Consider the following 21,908-nt stretch of genomic DNA (forward strand, 5'->3'; position numbering starts at 1 on the left):
GTGTGTCAGCGGAGCAGATAGGGCATGTTGACGGTGACGGCGCCGGTGGGGCAGCGGGCCGCGCACGGCCCGCAGTACCAGCACTCGTCGACGTGCATGTAGGCCTTGCCCGAATCGTCGTGAATGGCAAGGGAATCGAGTGGACACATGTCGACGCAGAGCGTGCAGCCGGTGATGCACAGTGATTCGTCGATCGTCACCGGGACGTCGGCGCGCTGGGGGACCAGTGCCATTACAGGACCTTCCATTCGGGGGAGCTGCGGGTGAGGTGGCCGCGCATGGTGATGCGGTCACCGCGCATGCGGATGTATTCGAGGTCGACGGGACGGCCGTCGTCGAGGTGGGTGAGGCGTTCGAGCATCAGCAGCGGCGCACCGGCCGGGGTATCCAGGGTGGTCGCGGTGTGCGGGTCGGCCGCGACAGCTTCCAGCGCGAGGTCGGCGGCGCCCAGCGACCGGCCGGTGACCTGTTCGAGCAGCACGAACACGTCGGTGGTCTCGAGATCGTGGGCGAGCACTTCGGCGCCGACATCGGGCGCGAGATAGGTGAGGTCGAGGCTCAGCGGCAGCTCGGCGAGAAACCGCAGCCGTTCGATGTAGACGACCTTGTCGCCCGGCGTCAGCGCGAGCCGGCGCGCGACGGCCGGGGGAGCGGTGATCGTGGTGGCGGCCCGGACCTCGTTGCGGACGGTGCCGTGCCCGGTGAGCGTCTCCTGTAGGCCGAGTAGGGCGTCCAGGCCGTGGTCGAACTTGCGGGCGGCGACCCGGGTGCCGAGTTTCGGGGCGCGATCGATGAGTCCCTCGTCGCGCAGCAGCGCCAGCGCTTCGCGCACGGTATTGCGGGAGGTGCCGTGCTCGGCGGCGAGCTCCTGCTCGCCGGGCACGGTGCCACGCACGGCGCCCGCCAGGATCTGGTGGCGCAGGATATCGGCCACCCGACGCGCCCGATCGGCGCGCTGGCCCCGGATCGGGGTGGGCTCCGGAGCCCCTGTTTTCTCGCTGACCTGCATGAACAGCGACGATAGCGGCGATTGTGGGGCACCCGTCCCGCCGCGATTCGGGTGCGAATTCAGGGGATGTTTCTACGCCGGGTGGCGGTTCGCGCGACCTGCGCGTATCCGACCGGAAACTGCTATTGCGCCACCTCGGGCCGTGCGGCCGACATTGCGATCACGTCGATCGCAATGTCGGCGGTGGGTCAGGGCTGGCCGGCCTTGAGCACGATGAACAACCCCTTCGCCTCGGCGCATAACCGGTCGCCGTCGTGCAGAGTCGCCCGTAGATACACCTTGCGGCCCTCGACGCGCTCGGTCCACGCGCGCACGGTGAGCTCGCGGTTGAGCGGGGTGATCGATCGGTAGTCCAGGGTGAGCGAGGCCGTGCGGGTCACGGACTTCGTGGACAGCGCGGCGGTCATACCGATGATGTCGTCGAAGGCGAGCGCGATGTGCCCGCCGTGTGCGGCGTTGTTGCCGCCCAGGTGGAAGGTGCGGAAGGTGACTTTCGCGGTGACGCCGTCGCGGTCGCCGCTGACCACCGTGTACGGCGGCAACGTGATGTTGCCGCGCGCGGGCAGGTCGGTGCGGGTCCAGCTGGGCGAGGACCACTCGTCCACCACCGCCTCGTCGAGGCGGGCATTGAGCTGCTCGAGGGTGGCGATGGCCTCCTTGGCGAGCTCGTCGGACGGGTTGACCAGTCGCGCCCGATCCATCAGCTCGCGGACCTGTTCGATCAGTTCGCCGTAGTGCGGTCCGCCCACCGTGTTGTCGGCGTCGCGGTCTTTGCGCGCCTGGATCAGCTCGGCAACCGGCCGGAATCCGCCTTCGTGATGCTTCTCGTCCGGGAGCGAGCTGCCGACCTGTGTATCGTCCATATGTAACACGTTATCGCTGCCGAGCTGGTTGTTCGCGTCGGGGATCGGTGTCGGGTCAACTAGGGTGGATGCCGATCACCGAGTAGGTCTCCAAGGTTTCCGGAGAGTCGGCGCACCGCCGGTGGTGCCGTTTCCGGGTGAGTGGCGAAAGGCTGAGCACATGGGTAACGCGGCGGTTGTGTTCGACATGGACGGCGTGCTGATCGATTCCGAGCCCATCTGGGAACAGGTCAGGAACGAATACGTCATCCTCAAAGGTGGCCGGTGGCAACCGGATTCGCAGAAGAAGATGATGGGGATGAACACCGTCGAGTGGTCGTCGTACCTGGCCGACGACCTGGGCGTGGCTGAGCCCCCCGAAAAGGTGGCCGCCGACGTCATCGATCTGATGGCCGACAAATACGCGCACCACGTCCCGCTGCTGCCCGGCGCCGTCGAGGCGGTGCAAAGGTGCGCGGGTTCCTGGAAACTCGGCCTGGCCAGCTCCTCACCGGCCACCCTGATCGATCTGGTGCTCGCGAAGGCCGGGCTGCTCGACTATTTCGGTGTGGTGCTGTCCACCGAGGAGGTCGGTCGCGGCAAGCCGGCACCCGATGTTTATCTGACCGTCGCGCAGCGGCTCGGCGTGGAACCGAAAGACTGTACGGCCGTGGAGGATTCGACCAACGGGCTGACCTCCGCGCACAACGCCGGAATGCGCCTGATCGCGGCGCCGCGTCCGGAGTTCCCGCCACACCCCGACGCCCTCGCCCTGGCCGACGCGGTCATCGGCGATCTCCACGAGCTCACCCCCGAAGTGATCACCGGCTGACTCAGAAGCTGCCGGTGACCCCGTCGGTCCGCTCGCGCAACAGGTCGGCATGGCCGTTGTGGCGGGCGTATTCCTCGATCATGTGCAGATACACCCAGCGCAGGGTGTAGTCGTCGCTACGCCACGGGACGTGGAACACGTGGTCGAGCGAGAGCGAGGCGACGGCGGCGTCACAGGCGGCGACCTCGGCGTGGAACGTGGCGAAGACCGCCTCGGCGGGCACTGACGTGAGGTCGTCGAAGTCGGCGTCGGGCTCGTCATCGGTGCTGTAGACCGGTTCGACATCCTCGCCGGCGGCCGACAACCGGAACCAGCCCCGCTCCACCTCGGTGAGGTGCCGGACGAGGCCGAGCAGCGAGAGCGAGGACGGCTCCACCGAGCGCGCGGCGAGCTGCTCGCCGTCGAGGCCGCCGCATTTGCCGAGCAGGGTCTGACGGTGAAAGTCCAACCAGGACTGCAACATCGGTCGTTCATCCGCACCTACCAGGGTTCTGGTCGGCTCGATCTCGGGCGCTTTCCACGTCATCGGGGCGAGGCTACCCGCCGTCATGATGTGGCGCAGCCGGAATTTCAGTGGCTCGGTTCCGGCCAGGACGTCATGCTCGCTGTACACGTCACCGATTCATCGGTCCGGTTGTCCGAGGTCATCGCCGATCCGGCACACTGGCCCGATGGGTGACCAGCGCGACGACCAGCCCGAAGTCGTAGTCCACGTCGGTGACGGCTCCGATGCCCCGCACCCCGTCGACCCCGCCCGCCCCGGCGCCGCGGCCACCGATCCGGCCCCCGAGCATCCCTTCCTCCTCCTCACGCGGACCCCGACGGACCACATCCAGGCGCGCTACCTCGACGACGGCACCTACGAACTCGAGCACACCACCGGCTCCGAACATCGCCAGCTGTTCACCAGCGACGCACTCCTGGTCCGCGACATCATGTGGTCGTGGATCCAACGCGACACCTGGTGGTCCGACACCGTCGTCTGGACCACTGTCGACCCTTCGATCGCCGAGCTCCATGCCCTCCACACCGAACTGTCCGACATGCTCGACGGCATATCCCTGATGGACTCCGTCACCGACGAACTCGACCAAGCCCTGTCCCGAGCCGACGAACTCCTCAACGACTTCGACCTCGACTTCGAAGGCTCGGATGACCCCGCACCCTGACGTTCTCGCGGCGCGCAGCCTCATCACCCTGCTGGGACTGGACATGTCGGCTGCTGTTCCCGAGGTGGAGAATGCAGAGTACGGAGCCTTCGTGTCCAGGGTCGGCCATGGCACGGTCCGGTTCCGGGTGGGTAAGCGGACTCCGGCGAAAGTGGGCCTGTTCGTTTCCGTGTGGCAGCGTGCCGACGACGGCTCGACGCAGCCCTTCGCCGACGAGGACGGCGTTGATCTACTGGTGATCACAGTCCGCGAAGAACCACGTGTCGGCCAATTCGTGTTCTCCCGAAACGCACTCGTCGAACACGGGATCGTGTCGGTCGCGGGCCGCGGCGGCAAACGCGGATTTCGTCTGTATCCACCGTGGTCGGTGACCGAGAACAAGCAGGCGCACAGGTCCCAGAAATGGCAATCCGCCTACTTTCTCGACCTCGAGAATCTCGACATGCGGCAGGCCGAAAATCTGTATGTACCCGTACGTCCTTCGCTGCGCGCCACCGACACCCACTGACATGGATTACAGTGGCGCCGTGGGGATTACCGAATACGGGCCGGGCGACGTCGTGTACTTTCCGGCCGGTCCTTTCAGCGGCGTCTGCGGGGTTGTCCGAGAGGTCGACGCTCGGCGGTCGGAGCTACGGATCGAATTCGGGGAGGGGACTGTGCACTGCGAGGGAAATGTCCTGCGCGAGCGCCGGCACAAGCTGACCGTTGGATTCGACGAGGTCGAGCTGGTATAGCCGACGGGAGTTCGTGTTGCGGCGGTTGCCGCCGCGTATGCCACGGAGACCCGTGAAAAGGGCTGTACGCCAGACGAATTGCTGCAGGCTGTCGAGCCGTACCTGGTCGATGGGCTCACCGCCCTTCACGCTGTGGGTAGCCGCCACCTATCTCGAGGACTATCCACGCGCCGTCACCGCTTGTGTCGAAGCCGGTGGCGACGTCGACACCACGGCCGCGATCGTCGGCGGCATCGTCGCAGCCCACACCGGTGCCGGAGACTGCGGCTCGGTCCACGGAGTTCCGCGAGAGTGGCTCGATGCGTGCGAATCTCTGCCCGCCTGGGCATTCGAGCGATCGGCGGGAAACGAGCGGTAGCGGTGGGTGTCGTCATGGGCTCGACCGACGGACGCGCACGCGCACGTCGGGTTCAGCGGGCTCGGGCACTCCAGCGGCCGTCGTAGCGAACCTCGATCGGGTGGGCGAAGGCGGTGGAGACGTGGTCGGTGGTGATGACATCGGTGGCGGGGCCCGCGGCGACGGTGTGGCCGTCGGCGATCAGCAGTGCGTGGGTGGTGGTGCTCGGGAGTTCCTCGAGGTGGTGGGTGACCAGGATCGAGGCGACCTCGGGGTGGGTGCGATCGAGGGTGTCGATGGTGGTGAGGAGTTGTTCGCGGGCGGCCAGGTCGAGGCCGGTGGACGGTTCGTCAAGGAGCAGGACTTCGGGGTCGCTGATCAGGGCGCGGGCGATCAGGGTGCGGCCGCGTTCGCCCTGGGACAGGGTGGGCCAGATGTCGTCGGTCTTGCCGGACAGGCCGAGGGTGTCGATGATCGCGTCGGCACGGACGAGGTCGTCGGGGGTCGGCGACCAGCGCATGGGCGTATCGATCGTGCCGGTGACCCCGGTGAGGACGACCTCGCGCACAGTGAGGGCGTAGCGCAGCGGATGGCGCGGGTTCACGTGGCCGATCGAGCGCCGCAGCCGGGCCAACTCCACCCGGCCGAACTGTTCGCCGAGCACGCGCACGGCCCCGGTGGTGGGGAAGGTGACCGCGCCGCAGAAGCCGAGCAGGGTGCTCTTGCCCGCGCCGTTGGGACCGAGCAGGGCCCAGTGCTCACCGGCGCGGACCGTCAGTGAGATGCCATTGATGATCTTCTTGCCGTCTCGGCGGAAGGTCACGTCGTCGAGTTCGATCACGGGGGCGCCGGTCACGAGAAGGCCTCCTTCAGAGTTGACAGGTGGGTGCGGCTGAATTCCGCTGCGGCAGTGGGGGTTCGGTCGGCGATCGCCTGGGCGAGCTGCTCGTGCGCGCGGTGATCGGCCTCCTCGGAGCGGACCGGGCGCAACTCGAGCATGTCGATCATGGCCAGGCGCAGGCGCGGGAGGAAGCTGTCGAACAGCTGGGTGAGCACGTCGTTGTGCGCGGCCACGATGACCGCGCGATGGAATGCCATGTCGGCGTCGACGTGATCGGCGACGGTCTGGCCTTCGGCACGGCGACCCGCGAGCGCGCGCCGGATGGCCCGCAGATCGGCAGGGGTGCGCCGTTGCGCGGCGAGGGCGGCGGCCTCCGCCTCGATCGCGATGCGCGCCTCGATCACCGCGGCGATGGTGGCGCCACGGAGCACGACATCCCAATCCTCGGCCACGTCGAGCGCGGTGACGAATACCCCGGAGCCCTGCCTGCTGTCGAGCACACCTTTGCCCGCGAGCTCCCGGATCGCCTCCCGCAGCGTCGATCGGCCGACACCGAGCTGAGCGGCGAGCAGCGTCTCACCCGGCAAACGATGACCCAGCGGCCACTCGCCCGCACGAACCCGCGCGAGCAGGAGCTCAGCCGCTTGCGCGGCCAGCGGCTGACGTCGTACCTGCGATACCACCGGCAGACCTCTCTACTTGTCTGAGGAGTTGTGGTAGAAGTGTACCCATCATGACCTACACCGCGCTTCTTCTCGGCCGCCACGGCGGGGCCTGACCGACCGGCCGCCCCGCCGTGGGGCTCCGTCATGGCCGGTCACCGTCGTCTCGTGGCCCGTAGCGGCCGGGAAGCAGAACAAGTCATGACCGAATTCCCCACCCTGACCACCCCCTCGGGCGCCGTCGCCGACGGCGCGCCCGCGTGGAATCGGCAGCGCCACTCGGCGATGCCGTCGTATCGATACCGCGATATCCATCGACGCGTGGATGTTCCCGTCGGACACCGCGACTGGCCGAACGCGCGGATGACCACCGCGCCGCTGTGGGTGCCCGTCGACCTGCGTGACGGTAATCAGGCGCTGGCCGAACCGATGGACCCCGCCCGCAAACGCCGGTTCTTCGAACTCCTGATCGCCATGGGTTACAAGGAGATCGAGGTCGGCTACCCGTCCGCCTCGCAAACCGACTTCGATTTCGTGCGCCTGCTGGCCGAAACACCGATCGCACCGCCGGACGTGGCCATCGTCGTGTTCACCCCCGCACGCCGCGACCTGATCGAACGGACCGTCGAGTCGGTGCGCGGCATCACCAACGACGTGGTGATCCACCTGTACACAGCCACCGCGCCGGTCTGGCGTGACGTGGTCCTCGGCAAGGACCGTGCGCAACTGCGCGAGTTGATCGTCGCCGGTGCGCGCGATGTCCTGGAACTGGCGGGCGACCGGCCGAACGTACGCTTCCAGTTCTCGCCCGAGGTGTTCAATCTGACCGAACCGAATTTCGCCCTCGAGATCTGCGACGCCGTCACCGAGCTGTGGCAGGCCACCTCGCAACGCCCGGTGACGCTGAATCTGCCTGCGACAGTGGAGGTCGCGACCCCGAACATCTACGCCGACCAGATCGAGTACATGCACCGCAATCTGGCTCGCCGCGACGGCGTGATCCTGTCGGTGCACCCGCACAACGACCGGGGGACCGGTATCGCCTGCGCCGAACTGGCGGTGCTGGCGGGTGCCCAACGCGTGGAAGGCTGCGTCTTCGGCAACGGTGAACGCACCGGCAACGTCGACATCGCCACCCTGGCACTGAACCTGCACGCGCAAGGCGTCGACCCGATGATCGACTTCTCCGACATCGACGAGATCCGCCGCACCGTCGAGCACTGCACCCGCCTGCCCGTACCCGAAAGACATCCCTACGTCGGCGATCTCGTCCACACCGCCTTCTCCGGCACTCACCAGGACGCGATCCGCAAGGGCATGGCCGAGCACCGCGAGCGGGCAGCGGCGCAGGGCATCGCCGAGCGTGAATCGCAGTGGCGGGTGCCGTATCTGCCGATCGACCCCGCCGACCTCGGCCGCTCCTACGACGCCGTGATCCGGGTCAACTCACAGTCGGGAAAGGGCGGCATCGCCTACCTGCTGCACGCCGAATACGGTCTGGACCTGCCGCGCCGGCTGCAGATCGATCTCGCGAAGCGCGTACAAGTGCACACCGACGGCACCGGCGCGGAGATCGCCGGCAAGGAGCTCTTCACGCTGTTCGAGCAGGCGTACACCTCCCCTGATCAGCGAATCACGCTGGTGCAGTGGCGAATCGCCGACGGCGCCACCGAGATCATCCTCGACGCACGCGGCAGCGAACGGCACTCGGTGCACCACGGGGTCGGCCCCGTCGCCGCCCTGACCGCCGCACTCGACCGGGCGGGCTATCCCATCAAGATCCTCGGGCTGACCCAGCACTCCGTGGACAAGGGCGCGGGCAGCACTGCCGTGAGCTATGTCGAATACCGAGCGGCAGCGCGCACCGGCTGGGCATTCGGCCGCGACACCTCGGTCGTGGCGGCCTCGCTGGAAGCGGTGATGAACGCCGTCAACGCGACGGGATAGGTCGAGGCGGGGCGGTCGGACTCGCGGCCGCCCCGCATCGCCGGGGCGAGTCAGTCCGCGTCGCCCTCGCACCAGTCGTCGAACGCATCGAACTCCGGCTCGTACTGTGGCGGGACCGAGTCCTCGATCGCATCCTCGATCGGGTCCCAGGCCTCGTTGCACCCCGCGGGGGCGGGCGGCCACGACTCGATGTACTCGACCAGTGGTGACGAGCGCGGCGCTACTTCCTCGGCTGCCGCGATTCCAGCGGTAGCCAGGGTCAATGCCGCGGCGGCACCTGCGGTGGCGATGATCCGGAAAACGTTGTTCATGACATCCTCCTGTCCGCGCGAGCTTCTGATGTCCAGCGATTCTAGTGCTCGTTGTCGAGAGCGGGCTCCGCGATTCAGCACCATCCGGTCAGATACATCAGGCCGAGGCTGGTGGTGCCGAGGATCAGGCCGAGGGTGCCGCCGAGGATCAAGGGGCGCACGCCTGCGCTGCGGAGGCGGGCCAGGCTCAGCGAGGTGCCGATGGCGGCGAGGACGGCGGCGATCAGCCAGCTGCTGGTAGTGGCGAGCGGGGCGGTCAGGTCGGTGGGGAGGATGTCAAGGCCCGCGAGGACGGAGGCGGCCAGGAACAGGATAACGAAGAGAGGGACCGCTCTGAGGAGCGAAGTCTGGGGCGTACCGGTTTCGTCGATGATGTGACGCCGACCGACGTGCAGGCCGATACAGAGCGGGATGATGGCGAGGCTGCGAACCATTTTCACGATCACCGCGAACTGGGCCGCGCCCGCACCGAAGATGACGCCTGCGGCCAGAACCGAGGAGGTGTCGTTGATCGCGGTGCCCGCCCACAGCCCGAACGCTTCCTGCGACAGGCCGAGCGCGCGCCCCAGCGGCGGATACACCAGCACAGCGGTCACATTGAAGATGAAGATGGTGCCGAGGGCGTAGGCGACCCGTTGTTTGTCGGGTCGCAGGACCGCGGTGGCGGCGGCGATGGCGGAGGCGCCGCAGATCGTCGTGCCGACGGCGATCAGGGTGGCCGACTCCTTGTCGACCGCCAGCATCCGTCCGACGAAGAACGCCGCCACCCCGCCGGCGAGCAGCGTCCCGAGCAGCACGACCGCTGTCTCGCGCCCCACAACCATCACCGACCCGAGCGGCAAACCGAGGCCGAGCAGCACGATGGCCAGTCCGAGCAAACGTTGCCGCGCGACGTCGAGCCCGGGTCCGAACGTCTCGCCTGTCACGTCACGTCGACGCAGCACGACGCCGGCGGCGGCGCCCGCACCCAGCGCGAGCACCGGTGCGCCGATCATCGGCAGCGCCTTGCCCAACGGCGTGGCCACTGTGGCCAGGAGTGCGGCGAGGACCAGACCAGGGGCGAGGGTGCGTACGCGGTTCACTTCTTCACCTTCGCCTCGCGGCAGGTTCCCAGGTAGAGGCCGAATCAGGAGGGGGACATAAGTCTGGTTTATGGCCGATCGGCCCGACCCGGAGGGCTGATGATCAGTAGCCGGTGGGAAACCTGCCACGGTTCATGGTTTGCTGGATGTGTGCGGAAACGAACTCAGTTCGCTGTCGCTGCTGGTCTCGGGGTGCTGCTGTGGGGCGAGTGGGCCAACTGGCGTGCATCGCACCGATGCCTGGGCGCGGCGACCGGGGGCTCGGAAGCGGTGGTCGTCCTCGGATATCGCAATGCCGGCACCCATGCCAATGCGATGAACCGGTGGCGGGTGCGCGCGGGCCTGCGATCAGTCGATCCTACGGCGCCCGAATCTCGCCTCGTTCTGTGCGGCGGAGCGTGTGCGGGCCCGCGGACCGAGGCCGCGCTGATGGCTGAGTACGCGACACAAACCCGCGGTTACCAGGGTGAACTCGTGTTGGAGGAGTCGAGCCGATCCACGTGGGAGAACATCGCTTTCGCGATTCCGTTCCTGAAGGACGTCGACCGGATCAAGATCGTCTCGCTGCCCACCCACGCCGCGTCCGCTCGGGAGTATCTCGCCGAACAGAGCCCGGAGCTGGCCGCCCGGCTGGCGCCCGGAAACGAGTATCGCTTCGGCGAGTGGCTACCGCTGAAACCGGTCTTCGCCCTGTACGGCGTCGCCAAAAGGCTCCACCACACCCGCGCCGACGATTCGTGATCACCCATAATCAACGGATGACCCTGCCACCCGGAACACCCGACCTGGAGGTTCTCGCTCTCCTCGTGGCGGTGGCCGAAGAGGGCAGCCTGGGCGCCGCCGCCCGCAGACACGGCGTCAGCCAGCCCGCCGCGAGCATGCGGATCACCGCGCTGGAACGCCGTATGCACGTGAAGTTGCTCGACCGCGGTCCGACCGGCTCCGAACTCACCGATGCGGGCCGCGCCGTCGTCGCCCACGCCCGGACCGTCCTGGCCGCGGTACACGACCTCGTGGACGACGTCGCCCGGCTCCGGGCCGCCCAGGCCCCCCGCCTGCGCATCGCCGCCTCCAAAACCATTGCCGACCACCGTATTCCGCATTGGCTCGCCGCCCTGCGTACCGATCACCCCGAAGTCGTGATCTCCCTCGAGGTCGAGAACTCCACGCAGGTCGCGGGTCTCGTCCGGGACGGCACCGCCGATCTCGGCTTCGTGGAAGGCCCGCACCCCCCGGCCGGACTCGGCAGCCGGGTACTCGGCGCCGACGACCTCGTCGTGGTCGTGGCCCCGAATCATCCATGGGCGCAACGCAAGTCCCCGGTCACGCTCCAGGAACTGGCAGGTACCGCCCTGCTGTGGCGCGAACCCGGCTCCGGCACCCGCGACACTGTCTGGGACCTGCTGGCCACCGCCGCCCCACCCACCGGTCCGGCCGCCGAACTCGGCTCGACCGGCGCGATCGTGGCAGCCGCCAGAACCGGCATGGCCCCCGCGGTCCTGAGCCGATTGATCGCCGCCCCTGACCTCGTCACCGGCACCCTGGTGGAGGTCCCCTCGGCTGATTCCGCCCGCCTGACCCGCAAATTCCGGGCCATCTGGCGCCGCAACACGCCGCCGACCGGGCCGGGCGAACTGCTCGTGGAGCGGGCCGCGCTGCTCGAGAAGGTGCGCGGTTGAGCGGTGCCCTATCCGAGCGCCTCGATGACGGTAACGGCCTGCGCCGCGCCGCCGTAGTCGCTGATCGTGACGGCCAGCTGTTTCGCGGCCGAGGCGAAGCCGCTGTCGCCGAGGATCTGTGCGGCGGCCTGCGCGATCACCTCACTGCTCGCATCGGGCATCAGTGTCAGGCCCGCGCCGAGGGTGTGGACCTGTTCGGCGTTGAAGAACTGATCGCGGCCCATCGGGGTGCACAGCAACGGCACACCGCGACCGAGCGCGGCCATCGTCGTGCCGAGTCCGGCATGGGTGATCACCAGTGAGGCCGACGGGAGGATGTCGGCGTGCGGCACATACCGCACGACTTGGGTATCGGCGCCCGCTCGCACAGTCGCCGGGTCGATCGCCGCTCCGGTTGTGACGATGGCGCGCACCGGCATCCGCGCGACCGCGTCGACACACCGCTGCAGCAGATCTGCCTGACCTTGCTCGCTGGTGCTCAGTGCGACCAGGACCAGCGGCTTCGACCCGTCGCCGACATCGACCTCGTCGATCTCGCGCGACAGGGCGGGCGCGTCGAGCACCGGTCCGATGCGGACCACGTTGGCCGCGTCCGGCACGTCGGGCTCGAACTCCTTCGGCACCGCGACGAGGGCCCGCGCACACGCGTCGTGGATCTCGGCGAGACTCTCGATCGTGGGCAGGCCGAGTTCCGCGCGCCTCGCGTTCGCGATCGCGATACCCGGGGCGAACATCTCGACCAGCGGCCCGCCCCGGAAGATGGTGTACGCCGTGTGGAACAGCGTCGCGGTCGGCGTGCCCGATGCCAGCGCGACGTCGATCGCGGTGAAGAGCAGGCAATCGACGATCACCGCGTCGGCGGGCTCGCGGTCGAGCTCTCGCGCGAGGTCGCTCGCGATGGACGAACTGAAGCACAGCTGCTCGATCATGAGCGCGATCTCGGCTTCGGAGTCGTCCGGGGTATCCATCGCGTCCCAGCCCTCGCCCTGCGTCAGGGTGACGAAGCGGGCGCCGACATCGGCGCATCGTCGCGCGATCGTCTCGTGGCCGAGTATTCGCACGTCGTGGCCGCGATCGACCAGGGCACGCGCGATGCCGAGAGTCGGGACGAGGTTCCCCGCGCCGTCCCAGGTGGTGATCAGGTAGCGAGCCATGACGTTCCTCCTCGAGGATTTGCTTGACAGCTTGTAAAGTACGGTATGGTTTACAGCGTGTCAAGTGGCGGACGTCCCCAAACCCGGACCCAGATCCTCGAGTCGGCGCGCGCGATGTTCGAGGAGCACGGCTATCACGGCGCAGGCCTCGGAGCTGTCGCGAAGGAAGCCGGGGTATCGCGTCAGGCGATCTACCTCCACTTCCCGTCGAAGATCGAGTTGTTGACCGCCCTGCACCTGCACATCTACGACACCGATGTCGTTCCGGCACTCGAACGGCACCCGATCACGGACACGATGACCGCGTGGGAGGCGCTCGACGCGACAATCGCCGCCGATGTCGAGGTCGCGGCCAGGGTGTGGCGGATTCACGAGGCGCTCGTCGTGGCTCGGCGCCAGCATCCGGAAGTCGAGGAGACCTTGCGGGTGCGCGAGGCGGATCGCTACGGAGAACTGCTCGAGCTCGGGCGGCGACTGGAGCGCGATGGCGCACTACCGCCGAACATCGACGTCGAGTCGGTAGCCGACATGCTGTGGGGTCTGGTGAACACCGGTACCTACGGGAATCTCGTCAACCAACGAGGCTGGTCGCTCGACCGGTACAGGCGCTGGGTTCGTGACACGATCCGCCTCCACCTCGGCGCTGACTGATCGCGCAGGAGTCCGCCGGGCACCGGGTTCCCCGTCCGGTAGTGGTGGGATTGATACGAGCGTTGACATAACCGCAGGTCACGGCTCTTGCCAGGGATCTGGAACTGGCGTAACCAGCCGGTAATTGCCCGAAACGTCCCTCGTAACGCGGCGTTCGCAGCATTTGCCACATGACAGCCACTCCAGCCTCCTCGGCGAGGCCACGGCCTCCCGATCCGGGTTCGGGCAGACGCAGCGCACCGGCCCGGCGTATCCGCGACATCCTGCGTGCCCGCATTCGCAGCGGCGTCTACGGCACACGCGCACTGCCCGCCGAAGCCCAGCTCGCCGCCGACTTCGCCACCAGCCGCAATATCGTCCGCGACGCGCTCACCCTGCTGCGCGACGAGGGCCTGATCGACCGGGTCCCCGGTGCGGGCACCTTCGTCGTCGCCGACAAGGCCGTACAGGGTCTCGACCGCCTGCGCGGCCTCGCCGAAACCTTCGAGACCAGCAGCGACCGGGTGGTGAACCAGGTCCTGCTCGCCGAGGTCGTGCCCGCCACACCGCTGGTCGCCGAACGGCTCGAGCTCCAGCCCGGTGATCCGGTCGTCGCGCTGGAACGGGTGCGCTACCTTGACGGCGCCCCACTCTCGCTCGACGCCAGCTACCTCACCGCTGATGTCGGCATTCCGCTGCTGGACAAGGACCTCACCGGCTGCGACGTGTTCGGCCTCCTCGAAGCCGAACTCGGCCTGCCACTTGGCTCGGCCGCGGTCGCGATCGAGGCGGTCGCCGCCGATCCCACCGTCGCCGGACTGCTGCAGGTCCGCGCGGGATCACCGCTGCTGTTCCTCGAACGGCTCACCTACACCGACTCCGGCCGACCCGTCGATCTCGAATACATCCGCTATCGCGGCGACCGGTTTTCCCTGTCCGGGCGGCTCGACCGTGTCCCGGTGACCCCGCGGCGCATCCGCGACAACCACGAAAGGGGTTGATCCCCATGCAGATTCCACCGCTGACCGACCGGCGAGAACTGACCTGCGACGTCCTGATCGTCGGTGGCGGCACCGCGGGCACCATGGCCGCGCTCACCGCCGCCCGGCACGGCGCCAGCGTGCTACTGCTCGAGAAGGCCCACGTCCGGCACTCCGGCGCGCTCGCCATGGGCATGGACGGTGTCAACAACGCCGTCGTTCCCGGCAAAGCCAGCCCCGAGGACTACGTCGCCGACATCACCGTCGCCAACGACGGGATCGTCAACCAGCGCACCGTCTACGAAACCGCCACACGGGGTTTCGAGATGGTCCAGCGCCTCGAAGGCTACGGCGTCAAGTTCGAGAAGGACGAGCACGGCGAATACGCAGTCCGCAAAGTGCACCGCTCCGGCTCCTACGTCCTGCCGATGCCGGAGGGGCGCGACGTGAAGAAGGTGCTCTACCGCACCCTGCGCGCCCGCGACGTCCGATCCAAGGTGACCATCAGCAACCGGGTGATGCCGGTACGGGTACTCACCGTCGACGGACGCGCGGTCGGCGCGGTCGGATTCGACACGCGCACCGGCGAATTCGTCACCATCTCGGCGGGCGCGGTGATCCTGGCGGCCGGCGCGTGTGGTCGACTCGGCCTACCCGCCTCGGGCTATCTGTACGGAACCTACGAGAACCCCACCAACGCCGGTGACGGCTACGCGATGGCCTACCACGCGGGCGCGGAACTCTCCGGCATCGAATGCTTCCAGATCAACCCGCTCATCAAGGACTACAACGGGCCCGCCTGCGCGTATGTGGCCAACCCGTTCGGCGGCTACACGGTCAACTCCGAAGGCAATCGCTTCGTCGACTGCGACTACTGGTCGGGTCAGATGATGGCCGAGGTCAAGTCCGAACTCGACAGCGCGCGTGGCCCGATCTATCTGAAACTGAGCCACCTGCCCGACGCCACGATCCGCGAGATCGAAGGGATCCTGCACACCACCGAACGCCCCACCCGTGGGACCTTCCACGAAGGCCGTGGCACCGACTATCGCACCGGCGACATCGAGATGCACATCTCCGAAATCGGTTTGTGCAGTGGACATTCCGCCTCGGGCGTGTGGGTGGACGAACACGCGGCCACCACCGTGCCCGGCCTCTACGCCGCGGGCGACATGGCACTGGTGCCGCACAACTACATGATCGGCGCGTTCGTCTACGGCGACATCGCCGGTGCGCATGCGAGCGAATTCGCGCGCGGCGCAGCCCATCCCGACCTACCCGCCGATCAGATCGAGGCCGCGCACGAGCTGATCTACCGCCCCCTGCGCAACCCCGACGGCCCGCCCCAGCCGCAGGTCGAATACAAACTGCGCCGTTTCGTCAACGACTATCTGCAGCCGCCGAAGGCGCAGTCGTATCTGGCCCTCGGCGTCGAGGCCTTCGAACGAATGAACACCGAGATCGCCGCCATGGGTGGACACACACCGCACGAATTGATGCGCTGCGCCGAGGTCACCTTCATTCGCGACTGTGCTGAGATGGCGGCCCGCGCCTCACTGCGACGCACCGAAAGCCGGTGGGGGCTCTACCATCAGCGGGCCGACTGGCCCGGACGCAACGATGCCGAATGGTTCTGTCATCTGAACCTGTATCGCGGTGTCACCGGGGCGATGGAGTTCCGCACCAGGCCGGTCGCCCCCTATATCGTGCCGGTGCCGGGCTTCGTCCGGCCCGACGGCGTCGCCGACGTCTCCGCACCCGAACTCGTCGGCGCGTGGGGTGCGCGATGAGCACACGTCTGCTGGCCCTGCTGGATCTGGCCGATGAGTGCCCTGAACTCGGCGAACTCACCGCGTTCATCACCGACCCCGACCCGGAAGTGCGCCGCACGGCATTGTCGGTGCTCAGCGAGACCACTGACGCCTGGGCCGAGGCTGCCCCGATTTTCGCCGCCGCACTCGCCGATGCCGATGTCGACGTGCGCCACGCCGCCATCGGCTTGCTCACAGAACTCCTCGAGGTACTCGTGCCCGGCTCGGAATTCGATGCGGCACTGCGCAATTGCGTCACCGCGCCGGAACCGGCGGTGCGCTCGGCCGCGATCGAGGCGCTGTGGCGGCACCGTAGGACCGATGCGGCGGAGCTGGCCGGGTGGCTGGGCGATTCGAACGCGGCGGTTCGTCGTACCGTCGTGGGCGGGCTCACCTCGGTCGACGCTCTCGACGAACTAGGTCTCGCTGCCGGCGATGCAGACGAGGACGTGCGGATCGGGGTGGCGAAAGGTATTGCGGCGATCGGTGATCCGCGCGGTGCGGTGACGCTGCTCGCCCTCGCTGCCGACCCCCGGCCCCTTGTCCGCGCCGCCGCTCTGTCGAGTCTGGCAGGCACCGGCTGCGACGAACAAGCTGCCACAACGGCCGCCGCGGCGATGACCGACCCGGCCTGGCAGGTCCGGCAGGCGGCAGCGATCGCCCTGGCCGCCGCCGACCCCGAACTCGCCGCGGCACCACTGCTGTCGGCGGTCTCCGATCCCAACCTCGACGTCCGCAAGGCAGCAGTGCGCGCACTGGCCGAACGGATCGCCGAGCGACGCGACATCACCACGGCGCTGCGAGCGGCCCTCGACGACCCGGACGCCGACGTCCGTGCCTTCGCCCGCATCGGCATCGCCAACTCTGGAAAGGAACTCTGATGGCCCAGGTCAATGCCCGCCTCGACGTCCCGGTCTCGGTCGACGAGGCGAAATGTATCGACGGCTGCACCCTCTGCGTGGACATGTGCCCGCTCGATTCCCTTGCCATCCACCCGGATTCGGGCAAGGCCTACATGCACGTCGACGAATGCTGGTACTGCGGGCCGTGTGCCGCGCGGTGCCCGGTCGGCGCCGTCACCGTGCACATCCCGTTCCTGTTGCGTTGAGAGAGCCGACCATGAGCACCCGAATTCCCGCGCTGCTGCTCGGTTTCGCCGCGGTGGCCTCCCTGGCCACCGGCTGCGGGGCGGCCGACGACGGCAAGACCGTCACCGTGAACATCGGCTACCAGTCCAAGACGATCAACACCGTCACTGCGGGCACGCTGCTGCGCGATCGCGGCACCTTCGAGGCCGAACTCGCCGAACTCGGCAAGACCAAGGGCCTCACCTACAAGGTGGAGTGGAAGGACTTCGCCGCGGGCCCGCCGCTCACCGCGCAGATGCTGGCGGGCCAGGTCGACATCGGGTCGATGGGTGACGCGCCGATCCTGGTCAACGGCTCCAAGACCCGCGATCACGCCGACGTGAAGTCCGAATTGATCGCTGTCACCGGCTACAACCTGCGCGGTTCGCTGAATCAGATTGTGGTGCCGACGGATTCGGCGGCCGCCACGATCGCCGACCTGCGCGGTGAGATCGTGTCGACCAGTGTCGGGTCGGCCGCGCACGGCATGCTCGCCACCGGGCTGTCGGCGGCCGGGATGACCCTCGACGACGTGAAGCTGCTCGGCCAGGATCCCGCCGTCGGCGCCTCCGCCCTGCAGGGCGATCAGGTGGCCGCGCTGGCCCAATTCGTGCCGTGGCCACAGAAACTCGTCTACGACGGCAAGGCGAAACTGCTCTACGACGGTGGTAGCGCGGGCATCCCGACCTTCCACGCTGTCGTCGCGAGCGAACGCTTCGGCACCGGCAATCCCGACATCGTCGCCGCGTTCCTCACCGCGGTACGCAAAACCACCGACTATCTCAACCAGAACCCTCTCGAAGCCGCGCGACGAGTCGCCGAGATCACCGGGCTGCCCGCCGAGGTCGTGTACCTCTACAACGGCCCGAACGGACTCGTCAGCTTCGATCCGACGATCAAGCCCCAACAGGTGGATGCGCTCGGCACGCTGTTGCCGTTCCTGAAAAGCCTCGGCGCACTGTCGGATCTGGATCTCAGCGAGTTCGTCGACGACCGCTATCTGCGCACCGTCTACGGCGCCGACTACGACACGGCCCGTGCGTCGGTGGCCACCCCCGCACCACTGACCGGCGCCGATGCCACCTGCGGGGGAGTGGTGGACGGTCTCGCCACCGCCTCGGAGGTGTGGTACGCCGACGCCCCGACCACCACGGTCGCCAAGACCCCGACCTGTCTCCTGCGACAGATCGCGGCCACCGGCACCACCGTCCGTGCCGCCTACGTGCCCGACCACAGCACCGGTACCCGGCTGTTCGCCGCCACCGCGACCTGGGTCGACGATCCCGCCGCGGGACCCGACGATCGGCTGGTTCCCTTCGCCACCCGTACCGCCGCACAGCACTACGCCGCCGCCCATCCGGGCGTCACGGTGATCGACTACCAGGCAGCACTGAAGGCTCGCTAGATCCGTCACGTGAGACCAGGAGGCTCACCATGACCGTTTCCGCCCAACCCCGCACCGCGCCCGTCGCGAAGCCCGAAATCACCACCACGCCACCGAGTTCGATCACCCGATTCACCGTTCCCCGGAAGGCACGCAAGGCCGTACTGACGGCCGTGCCGCTGGTCGCGTTGCTACTGGCCTGGTACTGGCTCACCACCAACCAGGTCGTGTTCTGGTTGCGATTCGACAAGATCCCCACGCCCGCACAAGTATTCGATTCCTTCCGCACCCAGCTCGGTGCGTCGACCTACTACCGCGACATCTTCTCCAGCACCCGCCGCATCCTGATCGGCTTCGGTCTGGCCACCGTGTCGGGCGTGCTGATCGGCATGGCGGTCGGTCGCTCGGCCGTGGTCAGCGCACTTGTGCGGCCGGTACTGGAGGTGTTCCGGCCGATCCCCGCGATCGCGCTGGTGCCCCTGGCCATCCTGCTGTTCCCGACCGGGGAACAGGGCATTGTTTTCATCACCTTCTTCGCCGCGTTCTTCCCGGTCGCGGTGAGCACCATCCACGCCATGCACGCGCTGCCCAAGGTGTGGGAGGAGGCGGCGCACACCCTCGGTGCGCGTCGACGCGACATCCTGTTCCAGATCGCGCTGCCCGGTGCGCTGCCCGGCATCTTCTCCGGGCTGTCGGTGGCGATGGGCGTGGCCTGGATCTGTGTGATCAGCGCCGAGATGATCTCGGGCCAGTTCGGCATCGGGTACTTCACCTGGCAGTCCTACGGGCTCCTCGACTATCCGGGGGTGATCGTCGGGATGCTCACCATCGGGCTGCTCGGCTGGTTCACCGCCTGGCTGGTCGAACTGGCGGGGCGCCGGGTGAACCGGTGGCTGCCGAGGGCACAGCGATGAGCGCCGGTGCCGCGGTGCGGCTCGACGGCTTGCGCATCGCCTACGGTGAAAGTCTGGCCGCCGAAGTGGATCTCGATGTCGACGCGGGTCAGATCGTGGTGCTGCTCGGCCCCTCGGGCTGCGGCAAATCCACGGTGCTGCGGGCGATGGCCGGCTTGCTGCCGCCGATCGGCGGCACGGTCACCGTCGACGGTGGGCCCAGCGCCCAGCACTGCTCGATGGTGTTCCAGGAGGATGCCCTGCTGCCGTGGCGCACCGCCCGGCGCAACGTCGAATTCGCGCTGAAACTGCGTGGGGTCTCCCGGCGCGACCGGCGCATCGAAGCCCAGGAACTACTGAACCTGGTGGGGCTCACCGACTTCGGTGATCACCTGCCCGGTGCGCTGTCGGGCGGTATGCGCCAGCGCGTGCAATTGGCGCGGACACTGGCCGCGCAACCTCGAGTGCTGCTGATGGACGAACCGTTCGGTGCCCTCGACGCGCAGACCCGCGCCGATATGCAGCGCCTGCTCATCTCGGTGTGGCAGCAGCGCCGGACCACGGTGCTGTTCGTGACCCACGACGTCGACGAGGCGCTCCTGCTGGCCGATCGGATCGTGCTGCTCAGTCCGCGTCCCGCTCGCATCCAGCGGGTCATCGAGATCGCCGCACCGCGCGCACCCGGCGCCCGCTTCGAACCCGAATTCGCGCGTCTGCGTTACGAAATCCTCGCCGCTCTCGGCGAGCCGAACGAGAAGGAACTACAGCCATGACCTTCGTCATCGGAGCCGCCTGCGTGGACGTGATGGACCGCGCGTGCGTAGAGGAATGCCCCGTCGACTGCATCTACACCGGCGACCGGATGGCCTACATCCACCCGACCGAGTGCGTGGATTGCGGTGCCTGCGAGCCGGTCTGCCCCGTCGAGGCGATCTATCTCGACGACGATATCCCGGCCGGCCAGGAAGGCTTCGTCGCCACGAACGCGGAATTCTTCGCCATGGCGCTGCCCGGCCGCGACACGGCGCTGGGCTCGCCGGGCGGCGCGGGCGCGGTGGGCGACCTCGGCGTGGACACGCCGTTCGTCGCGGGGTACGAGAAGTGAGAACCCCACTGCGGGTGGCGATCATCGGCGCCGGGCCCGCCGGTATCTACGCCGCCGACGCGTTGATGAAGTCCGATGCCTGCTCGGACGGGGGAGTGAGCATCGACCTCTACGAGCGCATGCCCGCGCCCTTCGGCCTGATCCGCTACGGCGTCGCCCCCGACCACCCGCGCATCAAGGGCATCATCACCGCCCTGCACAAGGTCCTCGACAAAGACCAGGTCCGCCTGCTCGGCAACATCGACTACGGCACCGACATCACCCTCGACGACCTGCGCCAGTTCTACGACGCCGTCATCTTCTCCACCGGCGCCAACGCCGACCGCGCCCTCGCGATCCCCGGCATCGACCTCGACGGCTCCTACGGTGCCGCCGACTTCGTGTCCTGGTACGACGGCCACCCCGACGTCCCGCGTTCCTGGCCCCTCGACGCCGAGAAAGTCGCCGTCCTCGGCGTCGGCAACGTCGCCCTCGACGTCGCGCGCGTGCTCGCCAAGACCGGCGACGAGCTGCTGGCGACCGAGATCCCGCCGAACGTCTACGAAGGACTGAAGAACAACAAGGCCCTCGAGGTCCACGTCTTCGGACGTCGCGGCCCCGCCCAGGCCAAGTTCACGCCTTTGGAACTGCGCGAACTCGACCACTCGCCGACCATCGAGGTCATCGTCAACCCCGAAGACATCGACTACGACGAAGGCTCCGAAGCCGCGCGCCGCAACTCCAAGCAGGTCGACATGGTCGCCAACACCTTGGAGCAGTGGGCCATCCGCGACCACGGCGACCGCCCGCACAAACTGTTCCTGCACTTCTTCGAATCGCCCTCGGAGATCCTCGGCGAAGACGGCAAGGTCGTCGGTTTGCAGACCGAACGCACCCAGCTCGACGGAACGGGAAATGTGCAGGGCACCGGCGAATTTCGGGTGTGGGATGTGCAGGCGGTCTATCGGGCTGTCGGCTATCGCTCCGACGATATCGCCGACCTCCCGTTCGACGACCGCTCCGCCACCATCCCCAACGAATCGGGGCGCGTACTGATCGACCCGGGCGCACGCGGGGGTGCGCGGTACCTCACCGGCGTGTACGTGACCGGTTGGATCAAACGCGGCCCGGTCGGCCTGATCGGTCACACCAAAGGTGACGCCAACGAAACCGTCGCCTGCTTGCTCGCCGACCGCACCCTGCTGGCACCGGCACCGCGACCCCACCCCGATGCCGTGACCGAACATCTCACCGCCGCGGGCATTCCCTTCACCACGTGGGAGGGCTGGTATCGACTCGACGCCCACGAACGCGCGCTGGGCGAACCCGAAGGCCGTGCGCGGATCAAGGTCGTCGAACGCGCGGACATGCTGCACGCCAGCATGTCCCAATGAGGA

At 68.0% G+C, this 21,908-nt stretch carries 25 protein-coding genes and 1 pseudogene; 17 read left to right on the plus strand and 9 right to left on the minus strand.

Annotation, left to right across the window (positions count from 1 at the left end; translation table 11 throughout):
• Positions 1-5 precede the first annotated feature (5 nt).
• From ACQHI0_RS09445 to ACQHI0_RS09455, 3 genes are all read right to left on the minus strand, one after another.
• On the minus strand, positions 6-233 hold the full coding sequence (locus ACQHI0_RS09445) for a 4Fe-4S dicluster domain-containing protein (protein WP_056816936.1): 228 nt from the start codon (positions 231-233) through the stop codon (positions 6-8).
• Positions 233-1,009 carry a GntR family transcriptional regulator gene (locus ACQHI0_RS09450; protein ID WP_427907551.1) on the minus strand — a complete coding sequence of 259 codons (777 nt, stop codon included), beginning with the start codon at positions 1,007-1,009 and terminating at the stop codon, positions 233-235. Before ACQHI0_RS09450 ends, ACQHI0_RS09445 begins: the two co-directional genes overlap by 1 nt.
• A 188-nt stretch (positions 1,010-1,197) precedes the next feature.
• Positions 1,198-1,872, minus strand: coding sequence for a PaaI family thioesterase (locus ACQHI0_RS09455; protein ID WP_427907552.1), 675 nt, complete (start codon positions 1,870-1,872; stop codon positions 1,198-1,200).
• Between the two features lie 160 nt (positions 1,873-2,032).
• Between ACQHI0_RS09455 and ACQHI0_RS09460 the strand changes: the two genes are divergently transcribed.
• Positions 2,033-2,683, plus strand: a complete 651-nt coding sequence (locus tag ACQHI0_RS09460; RefSeq protein WP_427907553.1) for an HAD family hydrolase — start codon at positions 2,033-2,035, stop codon at positions 2,681-2,683.
• 1 nt (position 2,684) lies between these two features.
• Here ACQHI0_RS09460 and ACQHI0_RS09465 read toward each other — a convergent pair whose 3' ends face one another.
• Complete coding sequence (locus ACQHI0_RS09465; RefSeq protein ID WP_427907554.1) at positions 2,685-3,296, minus strand: DinB family protein; 612 nt, start codon at positions 3,294-3,296, stop codon at positions 2,685-2,687.
• A gap of 58 nt (positions 3,297-3,354) precedes the next feature.
• Between ACQHI0_RS09465 and ACQHI0_RS09470 the strand changes: the two genes are divergently transcribed.
• From ACQHI0_RS09470 to ACQHI0_RS09485, 4 genes are read left to right on the plus strand one after another with little or no spacing between them, the layout of a single operon-like run.
• Positions 3,355-3,852 carry a hypothetical protein gene (locus tag ACQHI0_RS09470; RefSeq protein WP_427907555.1) on the plus strand — a complete coding sequence of 166 codons (498 nt, stop codon included), beginning with the start codon at positions 3,355-3,357 and terminating at the stop codon, positions 3,850-3,852.
• A complete protein-coding gene (locus ACQHI0_RS09475; protein ID WP_427907556.1) occupies positions 3,836-4,360 on the plus strand; it encodes a MepB family protein in 525 nt (174 codons plus the stop codon). Before ACQHI0_RS09470 ends, ACQHI0_RS09475 begins: the two co-directional genes overlap by 17 nt.
• A gap of 19 nt (positions 4,361-4,379) precedes the next feature.
• A complete protein-coding gene (locus ACQHI0_RS09480) occupies positions 4,380-4,589 on the plus strand; it encodes a hypothetical protein (RefSeq protein WP_427907557.1) in 210 nt (69 codons plus the stop codon).
• A 52-nt stretch (positions 4,590-4,641) separates the two neighbouring features.
• Positions 4,642-4,947 carry an ADP-ribosylglycohydrolase family protein gene (locus tag ACQHI0_RS09485; RefSeq protein WP_427907558.1) on the plus strand — a complete coding sequence of 102 codons (306 nt, stop codon included), beginning with the start codon at positions 4,642-4,644 and terminating at the stop codon, positions 4,945-4,947.
• A gap of 52 nt (positions 4,948-4,999) precedes the next feature.
• Here the strand turns inward: ACQHI0_RS09485 and ACQHI0_RS09490 are convergent, their stop codons facing one another.
• Both ACQHI0_RS09490 and ACQHI0_RS09495 read right to left on the minus strand, forming a co-directional pair.
• On the minus strand, positions 5,000-5,782 hold the full coding sequence (locus tag ACQHI0_RS09490) for an ABC transporter ATP-binding protein (RefSeq protein WP_427907559.1): 783 nt from the start codon (positions 5,780-5,782) through the stop codon (positions 5,000-5,002).
• The gene (locus ACQHI0_RS09495; RefSeq protein ID WP_427907560.1) at positions 5,779-6,450 is read right to left on the minus strand and encodes a FadR/GntR family transcriptional regulator; all 672 of its coding nucleotides are present in this window, start codon (positions 6,448-6,450) and stop codon (positions 5,779-5,781) included. The genes ACQHI0_RS09490 and ACQHI0_RS09495 overlap by 4 nt, the downstream gene beginning before the upstream one ends.
• A gap of 180 nt (positions 6,451-6,630) precedes the next feature.
• On the opposite strand from ACQHI0_RS09495, the gene ACQHI0_RS09500 reads away from it, so the two are divergent.
• The gene (locus ACQHI0_RS09500; protein WP_427907561.1) at positions 6,631-8,376 is read left to right on the plus strand and encodes a 2-isopropylmalate synthase; all 1,746 of its coding nucleotides are present in this window, start codon (positions 6,631-6,633) and stop codon (positions 8,374-8,376) included.
• A gap of 50 nt (positions 8,377-8,426) precedes the next feature.
• Here the strand turns inward: ACQHI0_RS09500 and ACQHI0_RS09505 are convergent, their stop codons facing one another.
• Complete coding sequence (locus ACQHI0_RS09505; protein ID WP_427907562.1) at positions 8,427-8,687, minus strand: hypothetical protein; 261 nt, start codon at positions 8,685-8,687, stop codon at positions 8,427-8,429.
• Positions 8,688-8,761: 74 nt separating this feature from the next.
• Positions 8,762-9,769, minus strand: a complete 1,008-nt coding sequence (locus ACQHI0_RS09510) for a YeiH family protein (RefSeq protein WP_427907563.1) — start codon at positions 9,767-9,769, stop codon at positions 8,762-8,764.
• 150 nt (positions 9,770-9,919) lie between these two features.
• Here ACQHI0_RS09510 and ACQHI0_RS09515 point away from each other — a divergent pair, with 150 nt between their 5' ends.
• On the plus strand, positions 9,920-10,510 hold the full coding sequence (locus tag ACQHI0_RS09515) for a YdcF family protein (RefSeq protein WP_427907564.1): 591 nt from the start codon (positions 9,920-9,922) through the stop codon (positions 10,508-10,510).
• Between the two features lie 17 nt (positions 10,511-10,527).
• Positions 10,528-11,448, plus strand: coding sequence for a LysR family transcriptional regulator (locus ACQHI0_RS09520; RefSeq protein ID WP_427907565.1), 921 nt, complete (start codon positions 10,528-10,530; stop codon positions 11,446-11,448).
• A gap of 8 nt (positions 11,449-11,456) precedes the next feature.
• On the opposite strand, the gene ACQHI0_RS09525 is transcribed toward ACQHI0_RS09520, so the two are convergent.
• Positions 11,457-12,602, minus strand: coding sequence for a glycosyltransferase (locus ACQHI0_RS09525; RefSeq protein WP_427907566.1), 1,146 nt, complete (start codon positions 12,600-12,602; stop codon positions 11,457-11,459).
• Positions 12,603-12,659: 57 nt separating this feature from the next.
• Here ACQHI0_RS09525 and ACQHI0_RS09530 point away from each other — a divergent pair, with 57 nt between their 5' ends.
• From ACQHI0_RS09530 to ACQHI0_RS09570, 9 genes and pseudogenes are all read left to right on the plus strand, one after another.
• Entirely contained in the window at positions 12,660-13,253 is a 594-nt protein-coding gene (locus ACQHI0_RS09530) for a TetR/AcrR family transcriptional regulator (protein ID WP_427907567.1), read from the plus strand.
• A gap of 170 nt (positions 13,254-13,423) precedes the next feature.
• Entirely contained in the window at positions 13,424-14,233 is an 810-nt protein-coding gene (locus tag ACQHI0_RS09535; protein WP_427907568.1) for a GntR family transcriptional regulator, read from the plus strand.
• A gap of 5 nt (positions 14,234-14,238) precedes the next feature.
• Positions 14,239-16,904: pseudogene (locus ACQHI0_RS09540) on the plus strand (fumarate reductase/succinate dehydrogenase flavoprotein subunit).
• Entirely contained in the window at positions 16,904-17,131 is a 228-nt protein-coding gene (locus ACQHI0_RS09545) for a 4Fe-4S dicluster domain-containing protein (RefSeq protein ID WP_427907569.1), read from the plus strand. The pseudogene ACQHI0_RS09540 and the gene ACQHI0_RS09545 overlap by 1 nt, the downstream one beginning before the upstream one ends.
• Positions 17,132-17,142: 11 nt before the next feature.
• Complete coding sequence (locus tag ACQHI0_RS09550; RefSeq protein WP_427907570.1) at positions 17,143-18,555, plus strand: ABC transporter substrate-binding protein; 1,413 nt, start codon at positions 17,143-17,145, stop codon at positions 18,553-18,555.
• A 29-nt stretch (positions 18,556-18,584) separates the two neighbouring features.
• A complete protein-coding gene (locus tag ACQHI0_RS09555; protein ID WP_427907571.1) occupies positions 18,585-19,448 on the plus strand; it encodes an ABC transporter permease in 864 nt (287 codons plus the stop codon).
• Complete coding sequence (locus tag ACQHI0_RS09560) at positions 19,445-20,200, plus strand: ABC transporter ATP-binding protein (protein ID WP_427907572.1); 756 nt, start codon at positions 19,445-19,447, stop codon at positions 20,198-20,200. Before ACQHI0_RS09555 ends, ACQHI0_RS09560 begins: the two co-directional genes overlap by 4 nt.
• Positions 20,197-20,532 (plus strand): ferredoxin, encoded by a 336-nt coding sequence (gene fdxA, locus ACQHI0_RS09565; protein ID WP_427907573.1) that lies wholly within the window; start codon positions 20,197-20,199, stop codon positions 20,530-20,532. Before ACQHI0_RS09560 ends, fdxA begins: the two co-directional genes overlap by 4 nt.
• A complete protein-coding gene (locus tag ACQHI0_RS09570) occupies positions 20,529-21,905 on the plus strand; it encodes an FAD-dependent oxidoreductase (RefSeq protein WP_427907574.1) in 1,377 nt (458 codons plus the stop codon). Before fdxA ends, ACQHI0_RS09570 begins: the two co-directional genes overlap by 4 nt.
• Positions 21,906-21,908: the final 3 nt, after the last annotated feature.

It is taken from the genome of Nocardia sp. FBN12, assembly GCF_050320175.1.
Lineage (GTDB): Bacteria > Actinomycetota > Actinomycetes > Mycobacteriales > Mycobacteriaceae > Nocardia.